Annotated in this window: 16 protein-coding genes and 1 pseudogene; 12 read left to right on the top strand and 5 right to left on the bottom strand. The window is 50.7% G+C overall.

Going from position 1 to position 18,636, the window contains the following annotated elements; genetic code table 11:
* Position 1 precedes the first annotated feature (1 nt).
* From ftsQ to mutT, 7 genes are all read left to right on the top strand, one after another.
* Positions 2-832 (top strand): cell division protein FtsQ, encoded by an 831-nt coding sequence (gene ftsQ, locus AFK66_RS15915; RefSeq protein ID WP_007774614.1) that lies wholly within the window; start codon positions 2-4, stop codon positions 830-832.
* Positions 829-2,085: a cell division protein FtsA gene (gene ftsA, locus AFK66_RS15910; protein WP_004388394.1), complete on the top strand. Its 1,257-nt coding sequence runs from the start codon at positions 829-831 to the stop codon at positions 2,083-2,085. The genes ftsQ and ftsA overlap by 4 nt, the downstream gene beginning before the upstream one ends.
* A gap of 63 nt (positions 2,086-2,148) precedes the next feature.
* Positions 2,149-3,300 carry a cell division protein FtsZ gene (gene ftsZ, locus AFK66_RS15905; RefSeq protein ID WP_004388393.1) on the top strand — a complete coding sequence of 384 codons (1,152 nt, stop codon included), beginning with the start codon at positions 2,149-2,151 and terminating at the stop codon, positions 3,298-3,300.
* A 101-nt stretch (positions 3,301-3,401) separates the two neighbouring features.
* Entirely contained in the window at positions 3,402-4,319 is a 918-nt protein-coding gene (gene lpxC / locus AFK66_RS15900; RefSeq protein ID WP_007864367.1) for a UDP-3-O-acyl-N-acetylglucosamine deacetylase, read from the top strand.
* A gap of 278 nt (positions 4,320-4,597) precedes the next feature.
* Positions 4,598-5,101: a secA translation cis-regulator SecM gene (gene secM / locus AFK66_RS15895; protein ID WP_071603066.1), complete on the top strand. Its 504-nt coding sequence runs from the start codon at positions 4,598-4,600 to the stop codon at positions 5,099-5,101.
* 57 nt (positions 5,102-5,158) lie between these two features.
* Positions 5,159-7,864 carry a preprotein translocase subunit SecA gene (gene secA, locus AFK66_RS15890; protein ID WP_023899424.1) on the top strand — a complete coding sequence of 902 codons (2,706 nt, stop codon included), beginning with the start codon at positions 5,159-5,161 and terminating at the stop codon, positions 7,862-7,864.
* A gap of 60 nt (positions 7,865-7,924) precedes the next feature.
* Positions 7,925-8,317 (top strand): 8-oxo-dGTP diphosphatase MutT, encoded by a 393-nt coding sequence (mutT, locus tag AFK66_RS15885; RefSeq protein WP_007774679.1) that lies wholly within the window; start codon positions 7,925-7,927, stop codon positions 8,315-8,317.
* On the opposite strand, the gene yacG is transcribed toward mutT, so the two are convergent.
* The 3 genes from yacG to coaE are packed head-to-tail and all read right to left on the bottom strand — an operon-like array spanning position 8,314 to position 9,887.
* Positions 8,314-8,514: a DNA gyrase inhibitor YacG gene (gene yacG, locus AFK66_RS15880; protein ID WP_007774681.1), complete on the bottom strand. Its 201-nt coding sequence runs from the start codon at positions 8,512-8,514 to the stop codon at positions 8,314-8,316. The two genes, mutT and yacG, sit on opposite strands and share 4 nt — an antisense overlap.
* Positions 8,515-8,523: 9 nt before the next feature.
* Positions 8,524-9,267: a cell division protein ZapD gene (zapD, locus tag AFK66_RS15875; protein WP_007774683.1), complete on the bottom strand. Its 744-nt coding sequence runs from the start codon at positions 9,265-9,267 to the stop codon at positions 8,524-8,526.
* A complete protein-coding gene (coaE, locus tag AFK66_RS15870) occupies positions 9,267-9,887 on the bottom strand; it encodes a dephospho-CoA kinase (protein ID WP_032968615.1) in 621 nt (206 codons plus the stop codon). The genes zapD and coaE overlap by 1 nt, the downstream gene beginning before the upstream one ends.
* Positions 9,888-10,152: 265 nt before the next feature.
* Between coaE and AFK66_RS15865 the strand changes: the two genes are divergently transcribed.
* The gene (locus AFK66_RS15865; protein ID WP_007774686.1) at positions 10,153-11,196 is read left to right on the top strand and encodes a GMP reductase; all 1,044 of its coding nucleotides are present in this window, start codon (positions 10,153-10,155) and stop codon (positions 11,194-11,196) included.
* Between the two features lie 39 nt (positions 11,197-11,235).
* Here the strand turns inward: AFK66_RS15865 and hofC are convergent, their stop codons facing one another.
* Both hofC and AFK66_RS15855 read right to left on the bottom strand, forming a co-directional pair.
* Complete coding sequence (hofC, locus tag AFK66_RS15860; protein WP_007774983.1) at positions 11,236-12,435, bottom strand: protein transport protein HofC; 1,200 nt, start codon at positions 12,433-12,435, stop codon at positions 11,236-11,238.
* A pseudogene (locus AFK66_RS15855) lies at positions 12,428-12,880 on the bottom strand (ATPase, T2SS/T4P/T4SS family); the annotation flags it as partial. The gene hofC and the pseudogene AFK66_RS15855, both read right to left, overlap by 8 nt.
* A gap of 52 nt (positions 12,881-12,932) precedes the next feature.
* Here AFK66_RS15855 and AFK66_RS15850 point away from each other — a divergent pair.
* The 4 genes from AFK66_RS15850 to AFK66_RS15835 all read left to right on the top strand — a co-directional run bounded on the left by AFK66_RS15850 (position 12,933) and on the right by AFK66_RS15835 (position 17,643).
* Complete coding sequence (locus AFK66_RS15850; RefSeq protein ID WP_007774989.1) at positions 12,933-14,555, top strand: recombinase family protein; 1,623 nt, start codon at positions 12,933-12,935, stop codon at positions 14,553-14,555.
* A 70-nt stretch (positions 14,556-14,625) separates the two neighbouring features.
* Positions 14,626-15,522 (top strand): AbiTii domain-containing protein, encoded by an 897-nt coding sequence (locus AFK66_RS15845; protein ID WP_007774992.1) that lies wholly within the window; start codon positions 14,626-14,628, stop codon positions 15,520-15,522.
* A gap of 83 nt (positions 15,523-15,605) precedes the next feature.
* Positions 15,606-16,649, top strand: a complete 1,044-nt coding sequence (locus AFK66_RS15840) for a hypothetical protein (RefSeq protein ID WP_007774995.1) — start codon at positions 15,606-15,608, stop codon at positions 16,647-16,649.
* A 370-nt stretch (positions 16,650-17,019) separates the two neighbouring features.
* A complete protein-coding gene (locus AFK66_RS15835) occupies positions 17,020-17,643 on the top strand; it encodes a recombinase family protein (protein ID WP_032967844.1) in 624 nt (207 codons plus the stop codon).
* Positions 17,644-18,636: the final 993 nt, after the last annotated feature.

The following is an 18,636-nucleotide window of genomic DNA, read 5'->3' as shown; positions in this document are numbered from 1 at the left end:
TATGTCGCAGGCTGCGCTGAACACGAAAAATCGTCCTGAAGAAAATACGGTTTCGCGCCGTAATAATGGGACCCGTCTCGCAGGCATCGTCTTTCTGCTGGCGGTCGTGTTAACCGTGATATTCGGCGGCTGGATGGTGCTGGGGTGGATGGAAGATGCCCAGCGCCTGCCGCTTTCAAAGCTGGTGGTAACGGGCGAGCGCCATTACACCCGCAATGATGATATTCGCCAGTCCATCCTGGCGCTGGGCGCGCCGGGTACGTTTATGACGCAGGACGTGAATATCATCCAGAATCAGATAGAACGTTTGCCGTGGATTAAGCAGGCGAGCGTAAGAAAGCAATGGCCGGACGAATTGAAGATTCATCTGGTTGAATATGTGCCGATAGCACGCTGGAATGACCAGCACATGATCGACACCGACGGTACGGCCTTCAGCGTGCCGTCCGATCGCGCCAGTAAGCAAACCTTACCGCTACTGTATGGCCCCGAAGGTAGCGAGAACGAAGTGCTGCAGGGTTTTCGCGCGATGGGGCAGGTGCTGGCGAAAGATAAATTTACACTGAAGGAAGCGGCGATGACCGCGCGTCGCTCCTGGCAGGTGACGTTGAGCAATAATATCAAGCTCAATCTTGGCCGGGATGACACAATGAAACGCCTGGAACGCTTTGTAGAGCTGTACCCGGTTCTGCAACAGCAAGCGCAAACTGACCATAAGCAGATAAGCTATGTCGATTTGCGCTACGACTCCGGCGCGGCGGTCGGCTGGGAGCCGGCCCCCACTGAGGAAATTAATCAGCAACAGAATCAGGCACAGGCAGAGCAACAATGATTAAGGCGACGGACAGAAAACTGGTAGTTGGACTGGAGATTGGCACTGCGAAGGTCGCCGCTTTGGTAGGGGAAGTTCTGCCCGACGGTATGATCAATATCATTGGCGTGGGAAGCTGTCCGTCCCGCGGGATGGACAAAGGCGGCGTTAACGATCTGGAATCGGTGGTGAAATGCGTTCAGCGCGCGATTGACCAGGCCGAACTGATGGCGGATTGCCAGATCTCTTCCGTCTACCTGGCGCTTTCCGGCAAGCATATTAGCTGCCAGAACGAAATCGGGATGGTGCCGATCTCCGAAGAGGAAGTGACGCAGGAAGATGTTGAAAATGTTGTCCATACCGCAAAATCAGTACGCGTACGCGATGAACATCGCGTATTGCATGTGATTCCTCAGGAATACGCTATTGATTACCAGGAAGGGATTAAAAACCCGGTTGGCTTATCCGGCGTTCGCATGCAGGCGAAAGTACATTTAATCACCTGCCACAATGACATGGCGAAAAACATCGTCAAGGCAGTGGAACGTTGCGGTCTGAAAGTTGACCAACTTATTTTCGCGGGCCTAGCATCCAGCTACTCCGTTTTAACGGAAGACGAGCGTGAACTGGGCGTCTGCGTGGTGGATATCGGCGGTGGTACAATGGATATCGCGGTCTACACCGGCGGTGCGCTGCGTCACACTAAAGTGATTCCGTATGCCGGTAACGTGGTGACCAGCGATATCGCATATGCTTTCGGCACGCCGCCGAGCGATGCCGAGGCGATTAAAGTGCGCCATGGCTGTGCGCTTGGGTCGCTGGTCGGTAAAGACGAGAGCGTTGAAGTGCCGAGCGTGGGTGGCCGTCCGCCGCGCAGTCTGCAGCGCCAGACGCTGGCAGAAGTGATTGAGCCGCGTTATACCGAGCTGCTTAATCTGGTCAACGAAGAAATTTTGCAGTTGCAGGAGCAGCTTCGCCAGCAGGGTGTGAAACATCATCTTGCGGCAGGGATTGTATTAACCGGCGGCGCGGCGCAAATTGAAGGTCTGGCGGCGTGCGCGCAGCGGGTGTTCCATACGCAGGTGCGTATCGGGCAACCCTTAAATATTACTGGCCTTACCGATTACGCCCAGGAGCCTTATTACTCCACGGCGGTGGGTTTACTTCACTATGGTAAAGAATCGCATTTAAGCGGTGAGGCGGAAGTGGAAAAACGGACTTCAGTCGGCTCGTGGATCAAACGGATCAACAGCTGGCTGCGAAAAGAGTTTTAATTTTTTTCAGAGACCGGACAAAATTAGCGGTCTCAGGCGAAAGGCACAAAACGGAGAGACATTATGTTTGAACCTATGGAACTGACCAACGACGCGGTGATTAAAGTCATCGGCGTCGGTGGCGGCGGCGGTAATGCCGTAGAACATATGGTGCGCGAGCGCATCGAAGGTGTTGAGTTCTTCGCAGTCAACACCGATGCCCAGGCACTGCGTAAAACCGCAGTCGGCCAGACCATCCAGATTGGTAGCGGCATCACTAAAGGTCTGGGTGCGGGCGCAAACCCGGAAGTGGGTCGTAACGCTGCGGAAGAAGACCGCGAAGCGCTGCGTGCCGCGTTAGATGGCGCTGACATGGTGTTTATCGCAGCCGGTATGGGCGGCGGTACAGGCACCGGTGCTGCGCCAGTTGTCGCTGAAGTGGCGAAAGACCTCGGCATTCTGACCGTGGCTGTCGTGACCAAGCCGTTTAACTTTGAAGGCAAAAAGCGTATGGCTTTTGCCGAACAGGGTATTGCCGAGCTCTCCCGCCATGTCGACTCCCTGATCACCATCCCTAACGACAAGCTGCTGAAAGTGCTGGGTCGCGGGATTTCCCTGCTGGACGCGTTCGGCGCGGCTAACGACGTGCTGAAAGGCGCGGTGCAGGGTATCGCCGAGCTGATTACGCGTCCGGGCCTGATGAACGTCGACTTTGCAGACGTGCGCACCGTGATGTCTGAAATGGGCTACGCTATGATGGGTTCGGGCGTTGCAAGCGGCGAAGACCGTGCGGAAGAAGCGGCCGAAATGGCGATCTCCAGCCCGCTGCTGGAAGATATCGATCTGTCTGGCGCGCGTGGCGTTCTGGTCAACATCACGGCGGGCTTCGACCTGCGTCTTGATGAGTTCGAAACCGTGGGTAACACCATCCGTGCCTTCGCATCGGATAACGCGACCGTGGTTATCGGTACGTCTCTCGACCCGGATATGAACGACGAACTGCGCGTGACTGTGGTTGCGACCGGTATCGGCATGGATAAGCGTCCGGAAATCACGCTGGTCACTAACAAACAGACGCAGCAGCCAGCCATGGATCGTTATCAGCAGCACGGTATGGCGCCGCTGACCCAGGAGCAGAAACCGGCTTCTAAAGTGGTTAACGACCCGACGCCGCAGACGGCAAAAGAGCCAGATTATCTGGATATTCCGGCGTTTCTGCGTAAGCAGGCTGATTAAGAATAAGCCGGAAGTTGGGCATATTCGCTCTTTGTGCTAAAATGCCCCACCGGTTGTGATGTACACTATCGGTAAGGTGAATTATTTGGCGAGATTATACGATGATCAAACAAAGGACTCTTAAACGTATCGTTCAGGCGACTGGCGTCGGTTTACATACCGGCAAAAAAGTCACCCTGACGCTGCGCCCTGCGCCGGCAAATACCGGGGTCATCTATCGTCGCACCGACTTGAATCCTCCGGTAGACTTCCCGGCCGATGCCAAATCTGTGCGTGATACCATGCTCTGTACTTGCCTGGTTAATGAGCATGATGTGCGGATTTCTACCGTTGAGCATCTGAACGCCGCGTTGGCTGGCCTCGGTATCGACAATATCATCGTCGAAGTGGATGCGCCTGAAATCCCCATTATGGATGGCAGCGCCGCACCGTTTGTTTACCTGCTGGTTGATGCAGGTATTGATGAGTTGAATGTCGCGAAGAAATTCGTGCGCATTAAAGAAACCGTGCGTGTTGAAGATGGCGATAAGTGGGCAGAGTTTAAACCGTACAACGGTTTTTCTCTGGACTTTACTATCGACTTCAACCACCCGGCCATTGATGCGAGCAACCAGCGCTATTGCATGAATTTTTCTGCAGAAGCGTTTATGCGCCAGATCAGCCGCGCTCGTACTTTCGGTTTCATGCGTGATATCGAATATCTGCAGTCCCGTGGTTTGTGCCTGGGCGGCAGCTTCGATTGTGCCATCGTTGTTGACGATTATCGCGTACTGAACGAAGACGGCCTGCGTTTTGAAGACGAATTCGTACGTCACAAAATGCTGGACGCGATTGGTGACCTGTTCATGTGCGGCCACAACATTATCGGCGCGTTTACCGCCTATAAATCTGGCCATGCGCTGAACAACAAATTGCTGCAGGCGGTTCTTGCTAAACAGGAAGCCTGGGAGTATGTCACCTATGAAGACGAGGCTGAATTGCCTCTGGCTTTCAAAGCGCCTTCGCTGGTGCTGGCGTAACAGCATAGTCTGACTAAAGACGACTGGTAGACCAGGTACTCTCTCCGGCCTGTGTTCACCAGTCGTTTTTTATTGCTCTTAAACAGCCATTTTTTCTCTTCGCCTTTTACCCTGCTTTACCATCTCCCTGCTGATGATTAACTGCTGGTTTCTTGTGCGGATTGCGTAAGGTATCGCAGCGATACTACTGCCGCCTCGTGGGAATGATGGTAATATTTATCCCCTTATTAACAGACAATATAACGTGGGCAAAGGCCGGCGTTATCTGGTGGGTTACAGTGCCTGGTATATTCATGCGTTGGCGACAGTTTGGAAGACGCTATTTCTGGCCGCATCTCCTTCTGGGGATGGTCGCGGCCAGTCTTGGCCTGCCTGCGCTCAATAACAACGCTGAACCCGCCGCGCCTGCAGAGGCCAGCACCAGCCATACCGGTACGCTGCGCAGTTTTGATTCACTGGCGCTTATCAGTGAAACATCCAGACGCTCTGCGGCGTTTGGTGTCGATTACTGGCAGCAGCACGCCATCCGCACCGTTATCCGTCATCTCTCTTTCGCCATGGCGCCTCAGGCGCTGCCGATGGCGATGGAAGAAAGCCTGCCGCTAAACGCGCATCATCTGGCGCTGCTGGATACCCTTAGCGCGATGCTGACGCAGGATTTGCAGCCTGCCGCCGCGCAGGTGCAGCCCGCACCGCGTTTGCTCCCTCATCTTTCCTTTACGGTCTCCGCCTGGATTCGCCAGGTGCACGGTATCCGCGCCGGTCCTCGTCACCTCGCCTGAGTATTTTCATTCTTATTCACTTAATTTTTGCCTGTGCGAGGCTTCAGAGAATTTATTATGTTGATCAAAATGTTAACCAAGGTATTTGGTAGCCGTAACGATCGTACTTTACGTCGTATGCGTAAAGTCGTTGCGCTTATTAACGGCATGGAACCAGCGCTGGAGAAGCTCTCCGATGAAGAGCTGAAAGCGAAAACCGCAGAGTTCCGTGCGCGTCTGGAAAAAGGCGAAACGCTGGAAAACCTGCTGCCGGAAGCGTTCGCGGTGGTGCGTGAAGCGAGCAAGCGTGTTTTCGGCATGCGCCACTTCGACGTGCAGCTGCTGGGCGGTATGGTGCTTAACGATCGCTGCATCGCAGAGATGCGTACCGGTGAAGGTAAAACCCTGACTGCGACGCTGCCAGCCTATCTGAACGCGCTGACCGGCAAAGGCGTTCACGTAGTGACAGTTAACGACTATCTGGCGCAGCGTGACGCCGAAAATAACCGTCCGCTGTTTGAATTCTTAGGGATGAGCGTTGCGGTTAACATGTCCGGCATGCCGGCACCTGCCAAGCGTGAAGCTTACGCCGCGGATATCACCTACGGCACCAACAACGAATATGGTTTCGACTATCTTCGCGACAACATGGCGTTCAGCCCGGAAGACCGTGTGCAGCGGAAGCTTCACTATGCGCTGGTGGATGAGGTGGACTCCATTCTTATCGATGAAGCGCGTACGCCGCTGATTATTTCCGGCCCGGCCGAAGACAGCTCCGAGCTTTACAAGAAAGTGAACAAAATCATCCCGCATCTGGTGCGTCAGGAGAAAGAAGACTCCGACACGTTCCAGGGCGAAGGCCACTTCTCGGTAGACGAAAAAGCGCGCCAGGTTAACCTGACCGAGCGCGGTCTGGTGCTGGTGGAAGAGCTGCTGGTGAAAGAAGGCATCATGGATGAAGGCGAATCGCTCTACTCGCCGGGCAACATCATGTTGATGCACCACGTCACCGCCGCGCTGCGCGCCCACGTGCTCTTTACCCGCGACGTTGACTACATCGTCAAAGATGGCGAAGTTATCATCGTCGATGAACACACCGGCCGTACCATGCAGGGCCGCCGCTGGTCTGATGGTCTGCATCAGGCGGTAGAAGCCAAAGAAGGTGTGGAAATCCAGAATGAAAACCAGACGCTGGCTTCGATCACCTTCCAGAACTATTTCCGTCTCTACGAAAAACTGGCGGGGATGACCGGTACCGCAGATACCGAAGCGTTTGAGTTCAGCTCTATCTATAAGCTCGATACCGTCGTGGTGCCGACCAACCGTCCGATGATTCGTAAAGATCTGCCGGATCTGGTCTATATGACCGAAGCCGAGAAGATCGATGCGATCATTGAAGACATCAAAGAGCGTACCGCGAAAGGCCAGCCGGTGCTGGTGGGGACTATCTCCATCGAGAAATCTGAAGTGATCTCTCAGGCGCTTACTAAAGCAGGCATCGAACACAACGTCCTGAACGCTAAATTCCACGCCCGCGAAGCGGATATCGTCGCGCAGGCAGGTTATCCGGGCGCGGTTACCATCGCGACCAACATGGCAGGCCGTGGTACCGACATCATGCTGGGCGGTAGCTGGCAGGCGGAAGTTGCCGAACTGGAAGCGCCGAGTGAAGAACAGATTGCGCAGATCAAAGCCGACTGGCAGAAACGCCACGACGCGGTGCTGGCCTCTGGCGGTCTGCATATTATTGGTACCGAACGCCACGAATCACGTCGTATCGATAACCAGCTGCGTGGCCGTTCTGGTCGTCAGGGCGATCCGGGCTCTTCTCGTTTCTATCTCTCGATGGAAGATGCGCTGATGCGTATTTTCGCCTCGGATCGTGTCGCCAACATGATGCGTAAACTGGGTATGAAACCGGGCGAAGCGATTGAGCACCCGTGGGTGACCAAAGCGATTGCCAACGCGCAGCGTAAAGTGGAAAGCCGCAACTTCGATATCCGTAAACAGCTGCTGGAATATGATGACGTAGCCAACGACCAGCGTCGTGCGATCTACACCCAGCGTAACGAACTGCTGGACGTGGCGGACATCAGCGAAACCATCAACAGCATCCGTGAAGACGTTTTCAAAGCGACCATTGATGCCCATATCCCGCCGCAGTCGCTGGAAGAGATGTGGGATATTCCGGGCCTGGAAGAGCGTCTGAAAAACGACTTCGATCTGGAGCTGCCGATTGCGCAGTGGCTGGATAAAGAGCCGGATCTGCACGAAGAAACGCTGCGTGAGCGTATTCTGGAAAGCGCGAAAGAAGTGTATGCGCGTAAGGAAGAAGTCGTGGGCGCAGAGATGATGCGTCACTTCGAAAAAGGCGTGATGCTGCAGACTCTGGACTCCCTGTGGAAAGAGCACCTGGCGGCGATGGATTACCTGCGTCAGGGTATCCATCTGCGCGGCTATGCGCAGAAAGATCCGAAGCAGGAATATAAGCGCGAATCGTTCGCCATGTTTGCTGCCATGCTGGAGTCACTGAAATATGAAGTGATTAGCACCATCAGCAAAGTACAGGTGCGTATGCCGGAAGAAGTGGAAGCGATGGAACAGCAGCGCCGCGAAGAGGCGGAGCGCCTGGTGCAGATGCAACAGCTCAGCCATCAGGACGACGAAACTGCTGCAGCCGCAGCGCTTGCCGAGCAGACCGGTGATCGTAAAGTCGGCCGCAACGATCCTTGTCCGTGTGGCTCTGGTAAAAAGTATAAGCAGTGCCACGGCCGCTTAAGCTAACCGGTAGTTAACTGACATAAAAGGCGCAGATATCTGCGCCTTTTTTACAGGAAGAAATGCATGAAAAAATTACAGATTGCGGTGGGTATCGTGCGTAACGCGAAGGGCGAAATCTTTATTACGCAGCGTGCCGCTGATGCGCATATGGGGAATAAATGGGAATTCCCTGGCGGTAAGATTGAAGCGGGTGAAACACCCGAATCGGCGCTTCGCCGCGAGCTTCAGGAAGAGACCGGCATAACCGTAACCTCCGCCACCCTGTTTGAGACGCTGGACTACGAATTTCCGGATCGCCACATCAGCCTGTGGTTCTATCTGGTGGAGAGCTGGGAAGGGGAGCCGTGGGGCAAAGAAGGTCAACCGGGGCACTGGGTACATCAACAGGCTCTGGATGCGCAGGCGTTTCCGCCTGCCAACGAGCCTGTGATTGCAAAGCTTCGCGCGCAGCCTTAAGGCAGGTTTTCTTCCTCGCTCCAGCCATCGGTGTCGGAGCGATCGCCGCTGCTGGGAATACGTTTCTCTTCAGCGGCCCACTCTCCCAGATCGATAAGCTGGCAGCGTTTTGAACAGAACGGGCGAAACGGGCTGTTGTCGCCCCAGATGACTTCTTTGCCGCAGGTCGGGCAGTTAACGATGGTGGCGTCTGACATCATAATTCCTCAACAACAGGCCAGTTCAAAATCAAACCGTTCCGGTACGCGCCCGTGCTCGCTGTCGAGCGGCATAAAGCGGATGGCAAAACGGCTTTTGTGGCCGGAAATCTGTGGGTAAAGCGCTTCCTGAAGTGGCAGTTGCAGGCGCAGCAGGTCGGCATCGTCGCCGTTATCCTGATAAAACCCGTTCAGGCTGGTTTGCTTGCGAAACGGCGCTGACTGCCGAATGAGATCGAGGATCATATCCAGCGTATGCGTCAGCGGTTGCAGCGTGGCAAGCCAGCTGTTGACCTGAACGTCACGCTCTTCCTGCGGTGAGCAGAGCCAGACGTGCAACAGCGGTAAATCGAAGCTGCAACAGCCGCCAGGAATACTCAGGCGCTGGCGCACCAGGGCGATAAGGCGATCTTCACGCAGCGTTTGCCCGAGGCGAGGCGCGGCCATCAGCATGCTGCTGCGTGCTTTCAACTCCCGGCGCAGCGATTCAATACGCTCGTTATCAACACCCGGCACTTCAGCCCAGCTTTGCAGCTTGCGCTGCTGACGTTCCAGCTCTTTTAAGAGTTCCGTGCGGGTATCGCCGCGCTCAAAGACGTCCAGCAAATCGCCGACGTTGCGAAAGAAGTGCAGCGCAGAGGCATGATCGCTGACAGGCAGCAGCGCTTTCATTTGCTGGATGAGAAATTCGATACGCAGCCAGGTGCGCATTTTTTCATTCAGGGGATGTTCAAAAAGAACGTGAGTCTGCATTACTTATTTTCCTGTGGTACGGCCTGCGCCGCCAGTTGCAGATAGCGTTGATGCAGGCGCGCCACATCCCCGGCTATCGTTTCCGGCGAGCCGTTATTATCTATGACGTCATCAGCAATCGCTAACCGGGCCTCGCGGGTGGCCTGCGCGTTAAGGATAAGCTCAGCATGCTCACGAGAAACCCCATCGCGCTGCATGGTGCGCTGTATCTGCGTTTCGGGTGTGACATCCACCACCAGCACACGGTTAGCTTTACTGTGTAATTGGTTTTCAATCAGCAGCGGAACGACCCAAAGCACATAGGCCGACGCGGCGCGTGCGATTTCACTCTGGGTTTGCTGATGAATAAGCGGGTGCAGGAGGCCATTCAGCCAGGCTTTTTCCTGCGGGCTTGAGAAGATGATTTCGCGCAGCGCGCGGCGATTAAGCGTGCCGTCGGGAGCGCAAATAGCCTGCCCAAAACGCGTGATAATGGCGTTTAATCCTGGGGTTCCTGGCTCCACAACCTGGCGTGCGATGATATCGGCATCAACGACGGTAACGCCAAGACGGGCAAAGGCGTCAGCGACTGTGCTTTTGCCGCTTCCGATACCGCCCGTCAGTGCTACCGTATAAACCATAAAGCCATCGTCCCGAATCGTTGAAATACGCATGATTAGTATGAAAGTGATTATTTTTCATACCGTTGAGGGTGCTGAAAAAACAACGCCAGCCGGCTCGTTTATCGACCCTGCGCACAAGGTAAATTTATAGGATTGTAGCGTAAAAAAGCGCGCTTTCGCAGTCTTGCGGCGCCATTATTAGTGCGTATGATAACGTCACTGGAGTTGGCAGTTGTCCCGCCGCACATGTTCCGTGCTCATCGCCATTAACCAGGAATCGCAAATGCGTATTGAAGAAGATTTGAAGTTAGGTTTTAAAGACGTTCTTATCCGCCCGAAACGCTCTACCCTGAAAAGCCGCTCTGATGTTGAACTTGAGCGCCAGTTCACTTTTAAACATTCCCGCGTTCAATGGTCTGGTGTTCCGATCATCGCTGCCAATATGGATACCGTCGGCACTTTCGCGATGGCGCAGGCGCTGGCCGCTTTCGATATCCTGACGGCGGTGCATAAACATTACAGCGTGCAGGACTGGACCGGGTTCATTGATTCAGTCTCTCCGGATGTGCTGAAGCACGTCATGGTGTCGACCGGCACTTCCGACGCTGACTTTGCCAAAACCAAAGAAATTCTCGCGCTTTCTGCGTCCTTGCAGTTTATCTGTATCGACGTGGCGAACGGCTATTCAGAGCATTTCGTGCAGTTCGTTGCTAAGGCACGTGCCGCATGGCCTGATAAAGCGATCATTGCTGGCAACGTCGTTACCGGTGAAATGTGTGAAGAGTTGATCCTTGCGGGCGCCGATATCGTCAAAGTCGGTATCGGTCCTGGCTCCGTCTGCACCACACGCGTAAAAACCGGTGTGGGTTATCCGCAGCTTTCTGCGGTTATCGAGTGCGCCGATGCCGCGCACGGCCTTGGCGGTCAGATCATCAGTGATGGCGGCTGCACCGTACCAGGCGATGTGGCGAAAGCCTTTGGCGGCGGCGCGGATTTTGTCATGCTGGGCGGTATGCTGGCAGGCCATGACGAAAGCGGCGGCACCGTTGTTGAGCAGAATGGCGAAAAATTCATGCTCTTTTACGGCATGAGCTCTGAATCCGCCATGAACCGTCACGTCGGCGGCGTGGCGCAGTACCGTGCCGCTGAAGGCAAAACGGTTAAACTGCCGCTGCGTGGCCCGGTGGATGATACGGCGCGTGACATTCTGGGCGGCCTGCGTTCTGCCTGTACCTATGTCGGGGCTTCTCGTCTGAAAGAACTGACTAAGCGCACCACTTTTATTCGTGTGCAGGAACAGGAAAACCGGGTGTTCAACAGCCTCTGAACCGATTAGCATCATGCTGGCGCGCCCCTTGCGCCAGCATTAATTCATACCGCTCATCGCATCCCCCAGCCGGAATATCGGCAGATACATTGCCACCACCAGCGTACCGACAATTAACCCAATAACCATCATCATGAGCGGCTCCAGCGTGGCGGCCAGCGTCTGCGCGCGTTCAGACGTTTGACCGAGATGCCATTCTGCAAGTTTCTCTAGCATCAGATCCAGCGAACCGGTTTCTTCACCGGTGCGAACCAGTTGGATGCACAGAGCCGTAAAAACAGTTTCTTGTTCCAGCGCTTTCCAGAACGGCAGCCCGCCAGCGATGCTTTCCTTTACGCGTCCGACAGCCTGACGCCACAGCGGCGATGCCAGCGTACCCTCCACACTTCCCAGGCTCTGAAGTAACGGAATACCGGCGCGCTGCATGAGTGACAGCACCGTATAGATTTGGCTGAGCTGCTGGCCGCGAATCAGCGGGCCAAAGAGCGGAAGTTTTAAAAGCCACGCGGCTTCATGTAACTGCCACTGCGAACTGCGGCGAAGCCTGACAATGACCAGAGGCGTGATAACCAGCACGCTGAGCCACCATGTGGCGTGCTGTATCAAAGCTTCAGATAGTCCAATAACGGCGCGCGTTACCAGCGGCAACGGCGTATTAAATGAGCGGTAGATTGCCGTAAACTGCGGGAGGACAAAGCAGGTCATTCCCAGCGTCAACAGCAGCGCGACGGTAAAAATAAAGGCCGGATAGCGCAGCGCTTTAATGACCTGTTTACGCAGTTTTTGCTGATCTTCCTGCTGTTGCGCCAGTTGCTGGCAGCATACGTCCAGCTTCCCGGTCAGTTCACCGGTTCGCATGAGCAAAATATAGAGTGGCGGAAAAACTTTCGGCCACTGGCGCAGTGTTTCGGAAAAGGCGATGCCGCGCCCGAGCTGCTTTGCAAGCTGCCCAAGCAAAGCGCGCCACTGCGTGACAGGATGCTGGCTTGCAAGCATCGTCAGGCCCTGCGTCAGGCTGACACCCGCCTGTAGCAGCGCCGCTAGCTGGCGGATCGCCAGAATTTTATGTTCGCTGCTCCAGTACCGCTTGTTTACGCTGGCGCGCTTAAGCATTAGCGGATGCACCTCGTCATCCATTAGTTGCAGCGACGCGCTGATTTTATCTGACGCCCAGACCATGCCTTCGCAACTTGCGCCTTCTTTATTTACCCCGCGCCAGCGCCACAATAAGTTATCCATGCGGCACACCCGATACGCGGTAAAGCTCTTCAGGTGTAGTAAGCCCCGCTTCTATGGCCTGTAACCCATGTTCAAAAAGTGTGGTCATGCCTTGTGCACGCGCTTGTGAAGCGATTTCTTCAGGCGGCGCACCGCTGGCAATCGTCTGGCGCAGCGCCGTATTAATGCTGAGCAGCTCGAAAAGCGCGATGCGCCCGTAATAACCGCCATAGCATCGTTCACATCCGCAGGCCTTATAGGGGTGAATCGGGCGTGGCCAGAGCGAGGCCGGGAGCGTCACCGGCTCCTGTGAAAAGACCCGGCAGTAAGGGCAGAGCTTCCTGACCAGCCGCTGTGCAACAACCAGCTCCAGCGCAGAGGCCAGCATCCAGCGCGGTAACCCCATCTGTTCGAGGCGCACCAGGGTTTCGGTTGTGGAATTAGTGTGAAGCGTTGAGAGGACTACGAATCTCTTATGATAAACTCCTGTTAAGTCTATCATGGTAACTTACTAGCTCATGCCAAAAGCAATCTCATACATTCGATTTTCCTCAAGAATTCAGGCATCTGGAGACTCAACCAAACGCCAGAACAAGTACATAAATGAATGGCTCAAGAATAATCCAGACTATCATTTGGATGAATCGCTCAGGTTCCAAGACCTCGGCATAAGTGGTTACTCTGGTGCTAACGCTAAATCAGGTGCATTTGGTGAATTCTTAGCCGCTGTTGAATCAGGGGTTATTGAGGCAGGTTCAGTGTTGTTAGTTGAATCACTGGATAGGGTAAGCCGTCAAGACATTGACACTGCAAGAGAGCGTCTGCGAAAGATTTTATTAGCTGGTGTTGATGTGGTCACATTGGCTGATAACTCATGGTACAAGAAGGAAAGTCTTAATGACCCTCTCAGCTTGATTAAAGCTGTACTTATCATGCAACGAGCTAATGAAGAATCCGCTACGAAATCAAAGCGGTTAAGGTCTGCATGGGATGCAAAACGAGAAGAAGCGGCTAAGGGTAAGATAATGTCACGGCGCTGTGTGGCGTGGCTCAGAGTGTCTGATGATATGTCTCACTTTGAGCTAATACCCGATAATGTGAAAGCGGTTCAGCGTGTCTTTCAGCTACGTTTAGAGGGCTTGCCTTTTGTACGAATCGCCAGACAGATGAATGAAGAGGGCTTCTATACTCTGAACCAGCGCAACCCGGTTAAAGGTGCATGGTCTCACACTACTGTTAAAGCACTCTTGGATAACCGCTCTGTGATTGGTTTCAAAGTGCCGTCTAATTGTACAGTTACGAAAGGGGTAAAGGAGATACCCAATTATTACCCTGCCGTCATTAGTGAAGAACATTTCTATGCTGTACAGCAGTTAAAACAGGGCGCAGGCCGTAGACCATCATCAGAAAAGCCCTTACTTACTAACCTCTTCAAAGGTGTAATGCGTTGTGCTGAATGTGGCTTTGTGACCATTGTTAACTGTGCAACTGAAAAATGGCATGGGGTCTATAGATGCTCAATGAGATATGAGGGGCGATGTCATGCCAAAAGTATCAACCGTCGATTGGCTGATAAAGCCCTTGTTCAGGGGCTTCTGTATAACACTAACCGTCTTTCCCTCAATCGTGATAACGGGTCTGCTATTGGTTCTCTTCAGAGTGAGTTAGAACAGCTTCAGAAACAGCGTGAGAGGCTCATTAAGCTGGCGATGCTGGCAGATGATACCGAATCAATGGCTAAGGATTTGAAAGCCCTGAATAGTCAAATTAAGGACGCTGAAAAGGCTATTTCTGATGTTCACCAGCGAGAGCAATCAACCCAGCTTGAGACAATCAGCCATCTGGATTTAACCGTGAAGAAAGACCGTATAGAGGCTCAAATTATCATTAAGCGGATAGTGAAAGAAATCCGACTTAACACGGCTGGAAAGAAATGTGATGTCTTCTTACATAACGGCTTAAAGCTGCTGAATTTCCCATTGGATAGGGTGGTAGACGGTGCTCAATGGCTGGAAGTTTTGCCGCTGATTGACGGTGATGAATTCGACTTTGAAGGGTTCACGACTAAGCCCCGTTACATAGCCTTAGAAGAGGCTCCAAATTGGGTGAAAGAGATGGAAGAGCAATCTAATCAGCCATAGTGAAAAGTTTGCTTACATTCAGGTTTGTAACGGCTAAAATGTCAGTAACTGACTAAGCGAGAGGCTGGCTATGAACTCCCCCGTTTTACAATTGCAAGCACTAGCTGAAGACCCAAAAACAGAAATTCTAGCTGTATTGCTTAAGGCGAAATCTATCGCTGTAAAATTGAATCTGCTTGATTTAATTACGTGGGTTGAGCATGAAATCAATGGCTATCCCAATAAATCTGATGTTCCTGATTATCGTACAGGGCATGGAATTGTTAAGGGGTTTAATTATGTCCAGGGTAGATATTTGCCTCTCGATTTAAACGGTATGACAGCAGAGATGATAGACAAGATAACTACCTATACTCTTTATGAATCAATATCATCAATGGATAATCGGGATAATAAAGGTGAGATGATTAGGCTGCCTCTTAATCCGCGTCAGGTTGAAATACTATTAGGGGCGGGGAAAGGTGGCATGGAATTATGCTGGTTTTTTAGCTCTAATAAACTAGAGCATATTGTCACCACTGTGAGAAATAAAATTCTTGATTGGTCTCTGGAGTTAGAGAAGCAAAACATATTTGGTGAAGACCTGCGTTTCAATCAGCAAGAAAAAGAGGTGGCTCCTGTGACGGTTAAATATATTTTCAACGATGTGTTTACTAATAATGGTGTGTTTGCTCATCAAGTTGAGGGTGACGTAAACCAGCAGAATAATATAACATCAGGTGATTTCTCATCTCTGGCTGATTATCTCGAAAAGTTGGGTGTTGAAAAGTCCGACATCAGGGAGCTTGAGGGAATTATATCTGATTCACCTGTTCCCGAATCATCTGAAAATTTAGGCGCTGGAATTGGTGGTTGGGTGGGTAATATGATTGGCAAGGCTTATGCTGGTGGCTTAAACATAGCTGGTGCTGCGGCTCCGGCAATACTCACAAATGCAATATGCCATTTCTTTAACATACCTGTTTGAATACATAAATAATGATGGAATATGGACTTGTATATTTAAGGTAGGTCTATTTATATATGGCAATTTTTTAAAGCGAGGGTGCTATGGGCGAAGTTACTAAAGAACCAGTTGAGCAGGTCAAACAAGCCTTTAAAGACAGGATTTCAAGCCCTTTGTGGGGTTATGTTTTTTTCTCATGGCTTGGTTTCAATTGGCAAAATATTGCTAAGTTATTTATGAGCAAAAGAGAGGTTGAAGTAAGGATTTCGGAAATAACCTCTCAGGAGTGGTTTTTTGTTCACTACATCGTATTACCAGTGATTGTTGGTGCTGCTCTGGCTGCCGTTTCCCCCTATCTTCAGCAATGGCTTTCAGCAGCCCATAAGCGTGCAGAAAAAAATCAACGAGCAGACCTGAAACAAAAAATAATTGATAAATATGATGATGATATTGATATAGCTGGAAAGAAAGTTGAAGCAAATAAAGCTCAAGAACTTGCTGAGGAAAAAGAGCATACAAAGGTTGTTCAGGAGCAAGAAAAACAAAAAAGAGCAGTTCTCGACACAAATGCACTAGAAGAAAACCTCAAGCAATTGGAAAAAAGAAAATACGAAATTGAATCCGCAATAAAAAAACTAGAAGAGCAGGGGGAAAACAGAAGATATGAGATTGAATCCTCAATAAAAAAACTAGAGGAGCAAGGAGAGAAAGTCCAGAAAGAGACTGATTTCTGGAGAAACAGGGTGTTCAAAGTTATCAAATTAGTTAATGGCTTCAATAATGTTTCAGACAGCCGCTCACTGAACAGTATCAAAGACGAGCTTTCCAGCCTATTCAGTGATGAAGAGTTAGAGATTGCTGGCTATGTCGTAGAGTATCAGGAAGAGCGAAATAAAATCCTCATGGAAACCATATCAAATGCCTTATCCCTTATTAAGGACATCCGTGAGTCGTATAACCAAGAACTTGATTATGGCGTTACCACGAATATCAGCAGACACAAAGAAATGGATTTGCTTATCAATGAGCTTTCATCGACACTGAAAATTATCAACAAAAATGTCTATATGAATAACTCAAAGAAAAACAAGAACATAATTAACAATATCAAAAACAGGGCTGTAATTTCAGGGACAACAGCCGGATGATTAAGGTTGCCGTCAGACTAGACGGCCTTTCTTTTTCATTTCAAAAAAATGCATAGTTATACATTAAGAACCCGCAAATACTGACCAATTTGAATGGTTATTCATTGTTTTAACAGTGATTAACAGTTTTCTTACACTCCATGTTTTCTTCTTCGATGGCTTGCCAGCCCTGACCTCAGGCCACTTTTCTGTTTTGTGGTGATTACAGTGAACTTACTGGTAATTTACACGCTGCTTCCGGTCTGGTTAAGGTATACCTCAACAAGCACCGATTTAGTGAACCAGTTCACCTCAAAAATGGTTTATTGAACCACGTAAAACAGACTGATATAATTGAACCATCTTAAACAGACTGCTACGGTTCACTATCATGACTTCACGTGTCTACGCTTACCTCAGAGCTTCCACCACTCAGCAAGACGCAACACGCGCCAAAGGTCAGTTGGGTGAGTTCGCTACAGCCAACGGTATGACTATTTCAAGCTACTTCACAGAGAATGAATCTGGTGCATCTCTAAAGCGTCCTGAGTTGTTCAGATTGCTGGATATTGCGCAGAAGGGAGATGTTCTCTTAGTGGAGCAGGTAGACCGCCTGTCACGTTTGAGCGGTGAAGACTGGAACAAGTTACGGTCACTGATTAATGAGAAAGGTGTGAGAGTCGTTGCCTTAGACCTGCCAACAAGCCACCAGCTTATTCAGTCAGGGGATGAGTTCACCAGCAGGATGCTTGAGGCGTTAAACGGGATGATGCTGGACATGCTCGCCGCTATTGCCAGAAAGGATTACACAGACCGTAAGAGAAGACAGGCTCAGGGGATTGTTAAGGCCAAATCAGACGGAAAATATAAAGGCCGTCCAGAGGACACACAGCGCAATGAGAGAATAGCCAAGCTGTTACAGGCTGGGATGTCTTACAGTGACGTAATGGAAACGGTGAATTGTTCAAGGGCAACGGTGGCAAAGGTCAGTAAGAGCCTCAAAGAGGTGGTTTAATCGAATTGTTGAAGATTTACGCCCTGCTTTGTGCGGGGCTTTTTTATGTCTGACATTTATCAGGATCCCTGTAACGCATTCTAAGCAGTCTTTATATTATCCTGTGGGCTAGGTTGCCATCATTAAACAATCGCTTAGAACGCTGTACAGGCTCAGATATGTTCATTTTTTGCCATTGGTACGGAACCTTTGAAAAGGGCGCTACTAAGTAGAGAGATTCAGACTATCCAAAATCTTCAAAGGTGCTCTAGATATGCTGAAAGTTTCCGGTGAAGCTGAAATAAAAATAGGTCTGGAAATTTTTTAGAAAGATAATATTTGTGAAAATTCATCCACCAGCTTCAAAGCCTCTTTCACGGATCCCGATATGATTTACTGTCAAGGCTACAAGGTGGAAACCAGAATCACCGATAAGCGAAGCTAGGTGAGATTTATATGATTGGTGATTCGGGAATTTAACTTTCTGTTAAGTTTTATTGATATCCTTTGTAAGTGAATCAATCAAATTTCATGGCTTTTGCGTTAGCCATGTTTATTGAAGTGAAACAAAAAGACTCAATCAGTTAACTTAACAGATAACTCTATTTATATCATATTTTCATGAATTTTTATTAACAAAAAGTGCTAAATATGTATTTGTGCCATCCCATTCACCCCGCCCATAATAATTACTCATCAAAGTCTGTAATAACAATAAACCACTGGACAAAAACACATATTCGTATGATAATAATACAGTAAACTCATTTATCAAAATTGGTCAACAGGGTCTTAGATAGGTGAGAATCATTGAAAGGTCACTTTCTCAGGTTTTATCATGGGGAGTGACCTTTTCTGTTTAGGGACTATTAATATGAATGAAAAAGAAATACTTTATCGTTGTAGCTGAGAAGACACATCTTTTCTATATGCAATTCAAGAGACTTTCCGAATTAACAGGAATTACATCTTCCTCCAATTACACCCCGCCTCGTATGATGACTAAAACCAGAC

This window comes from Cronobacter malonaticus LMG 23826, assembly GCF_001277215.2.
Classification (GTDB): domain Bacteria; phylum Pseudomonadota; class Gammaproteobacteria; order Enterobacterales; family Enterobacteriaceae; genus Cronobacter; species Cronobacter malonaticus.
This window is presented reverse-complemented; position numbering and strand designations above follow the sequence as displayed.

Coding starts and splice junctions, on each gene's coding strand:
- mutT (WP_007774679.1), top strand. CDS start 7,925: ATGAAAAAATTACAGATTGCGGTGGGTATCGTGCGTAACGCGAAGGGC.
- AFK66_RS15845 (WP_007774992.1), top strand. CDS start 14,626: ATGAACTCCCCCGTTTTACAATTGCAAGCACTAGCTGAAGACCCAAAA.
- coaE (WP_032968615.1), bottom strand. CDS start 9,887: ATGGTTTATACGGTAGCACTGACGGGCGGTATCGGAAGCGGCAAAAGC.
- lpxC (WP_007864367.1), top strand. CDS start 3,402: ATGATCAAACAAAGGACTCTTAAACGTATCGTTCAGGCGACTGGCGTC.
- ftsA (WP_004388394.1), top strand. CDS start 829: ATGATTAAGGCGACGGACAGAAAACTGGTAGTTGGACTGGAGATTGGC.
- AFK66_RS15850 (WP_007774989.1), top strand. CDS start 12,933: ATGCCAAAAGCAATCTCATACATTCGATTTTCCTCAAGAATTCAGGCA.
- ftsQ (WP_007774614.1), top strand. CDS start 2: ATGTCGCAGGCTGCGCTGAACACGAAAAATCGTCCTGAAGAAAATACG.
- yacG (WP_007774681.1), bottom strand. CDS start 8,514: ATGTCAGACGCCACCATCGTTAACTGCCCGACCTGCGGCAAAGAAGTC.
- ftsZ (WP_004388393.1), top strand. CDS start 2,149: ATGTTTGAACCTATGGAACTGACCAACGACGCGGTGATTAAAGTCATC.
- AFK66_RS15840 (WP_007774995.1), top strand. CDS start 15,606: ATGGGCGAAGTTACTAAAGAACCAGTTGAGCAGGTCAAACAAGCCTTT.
- AFK66_RS15865 (WP_007774686.1), top strand. CDS start 10,153: ATGCGTATTGAAGAAGATTTGAAGTTAGGTTTTAAAGACGTTCTTATC.
- hofC (WP_007774983.1), bottom strand. CDS start 12,435: ATGGATAACTTATTGTGGCGCTGGCGCGGGGTAAATAAAGAAGGCGCA.
- zapD (WP_007774683.1), bottom strand. CDS start 9,267: ATGCAGACTCACGTTCTTTTTGAACATCCCCTGAATGAAAAAATGCGC.
- AFK66_RS15835 (WP_032967844.1), top strand. CDS start 17,020: ATGACTTCACGTGTCTACGCTTACCTCAGAGCTTCCACCACTCAGCAA.
- secA (WP_023899424.1), top strand. CDS start 5,159: ATGTTGATCAAAATGTTAACCAAGGTATTTGGTAGCCGTAACGATCGT.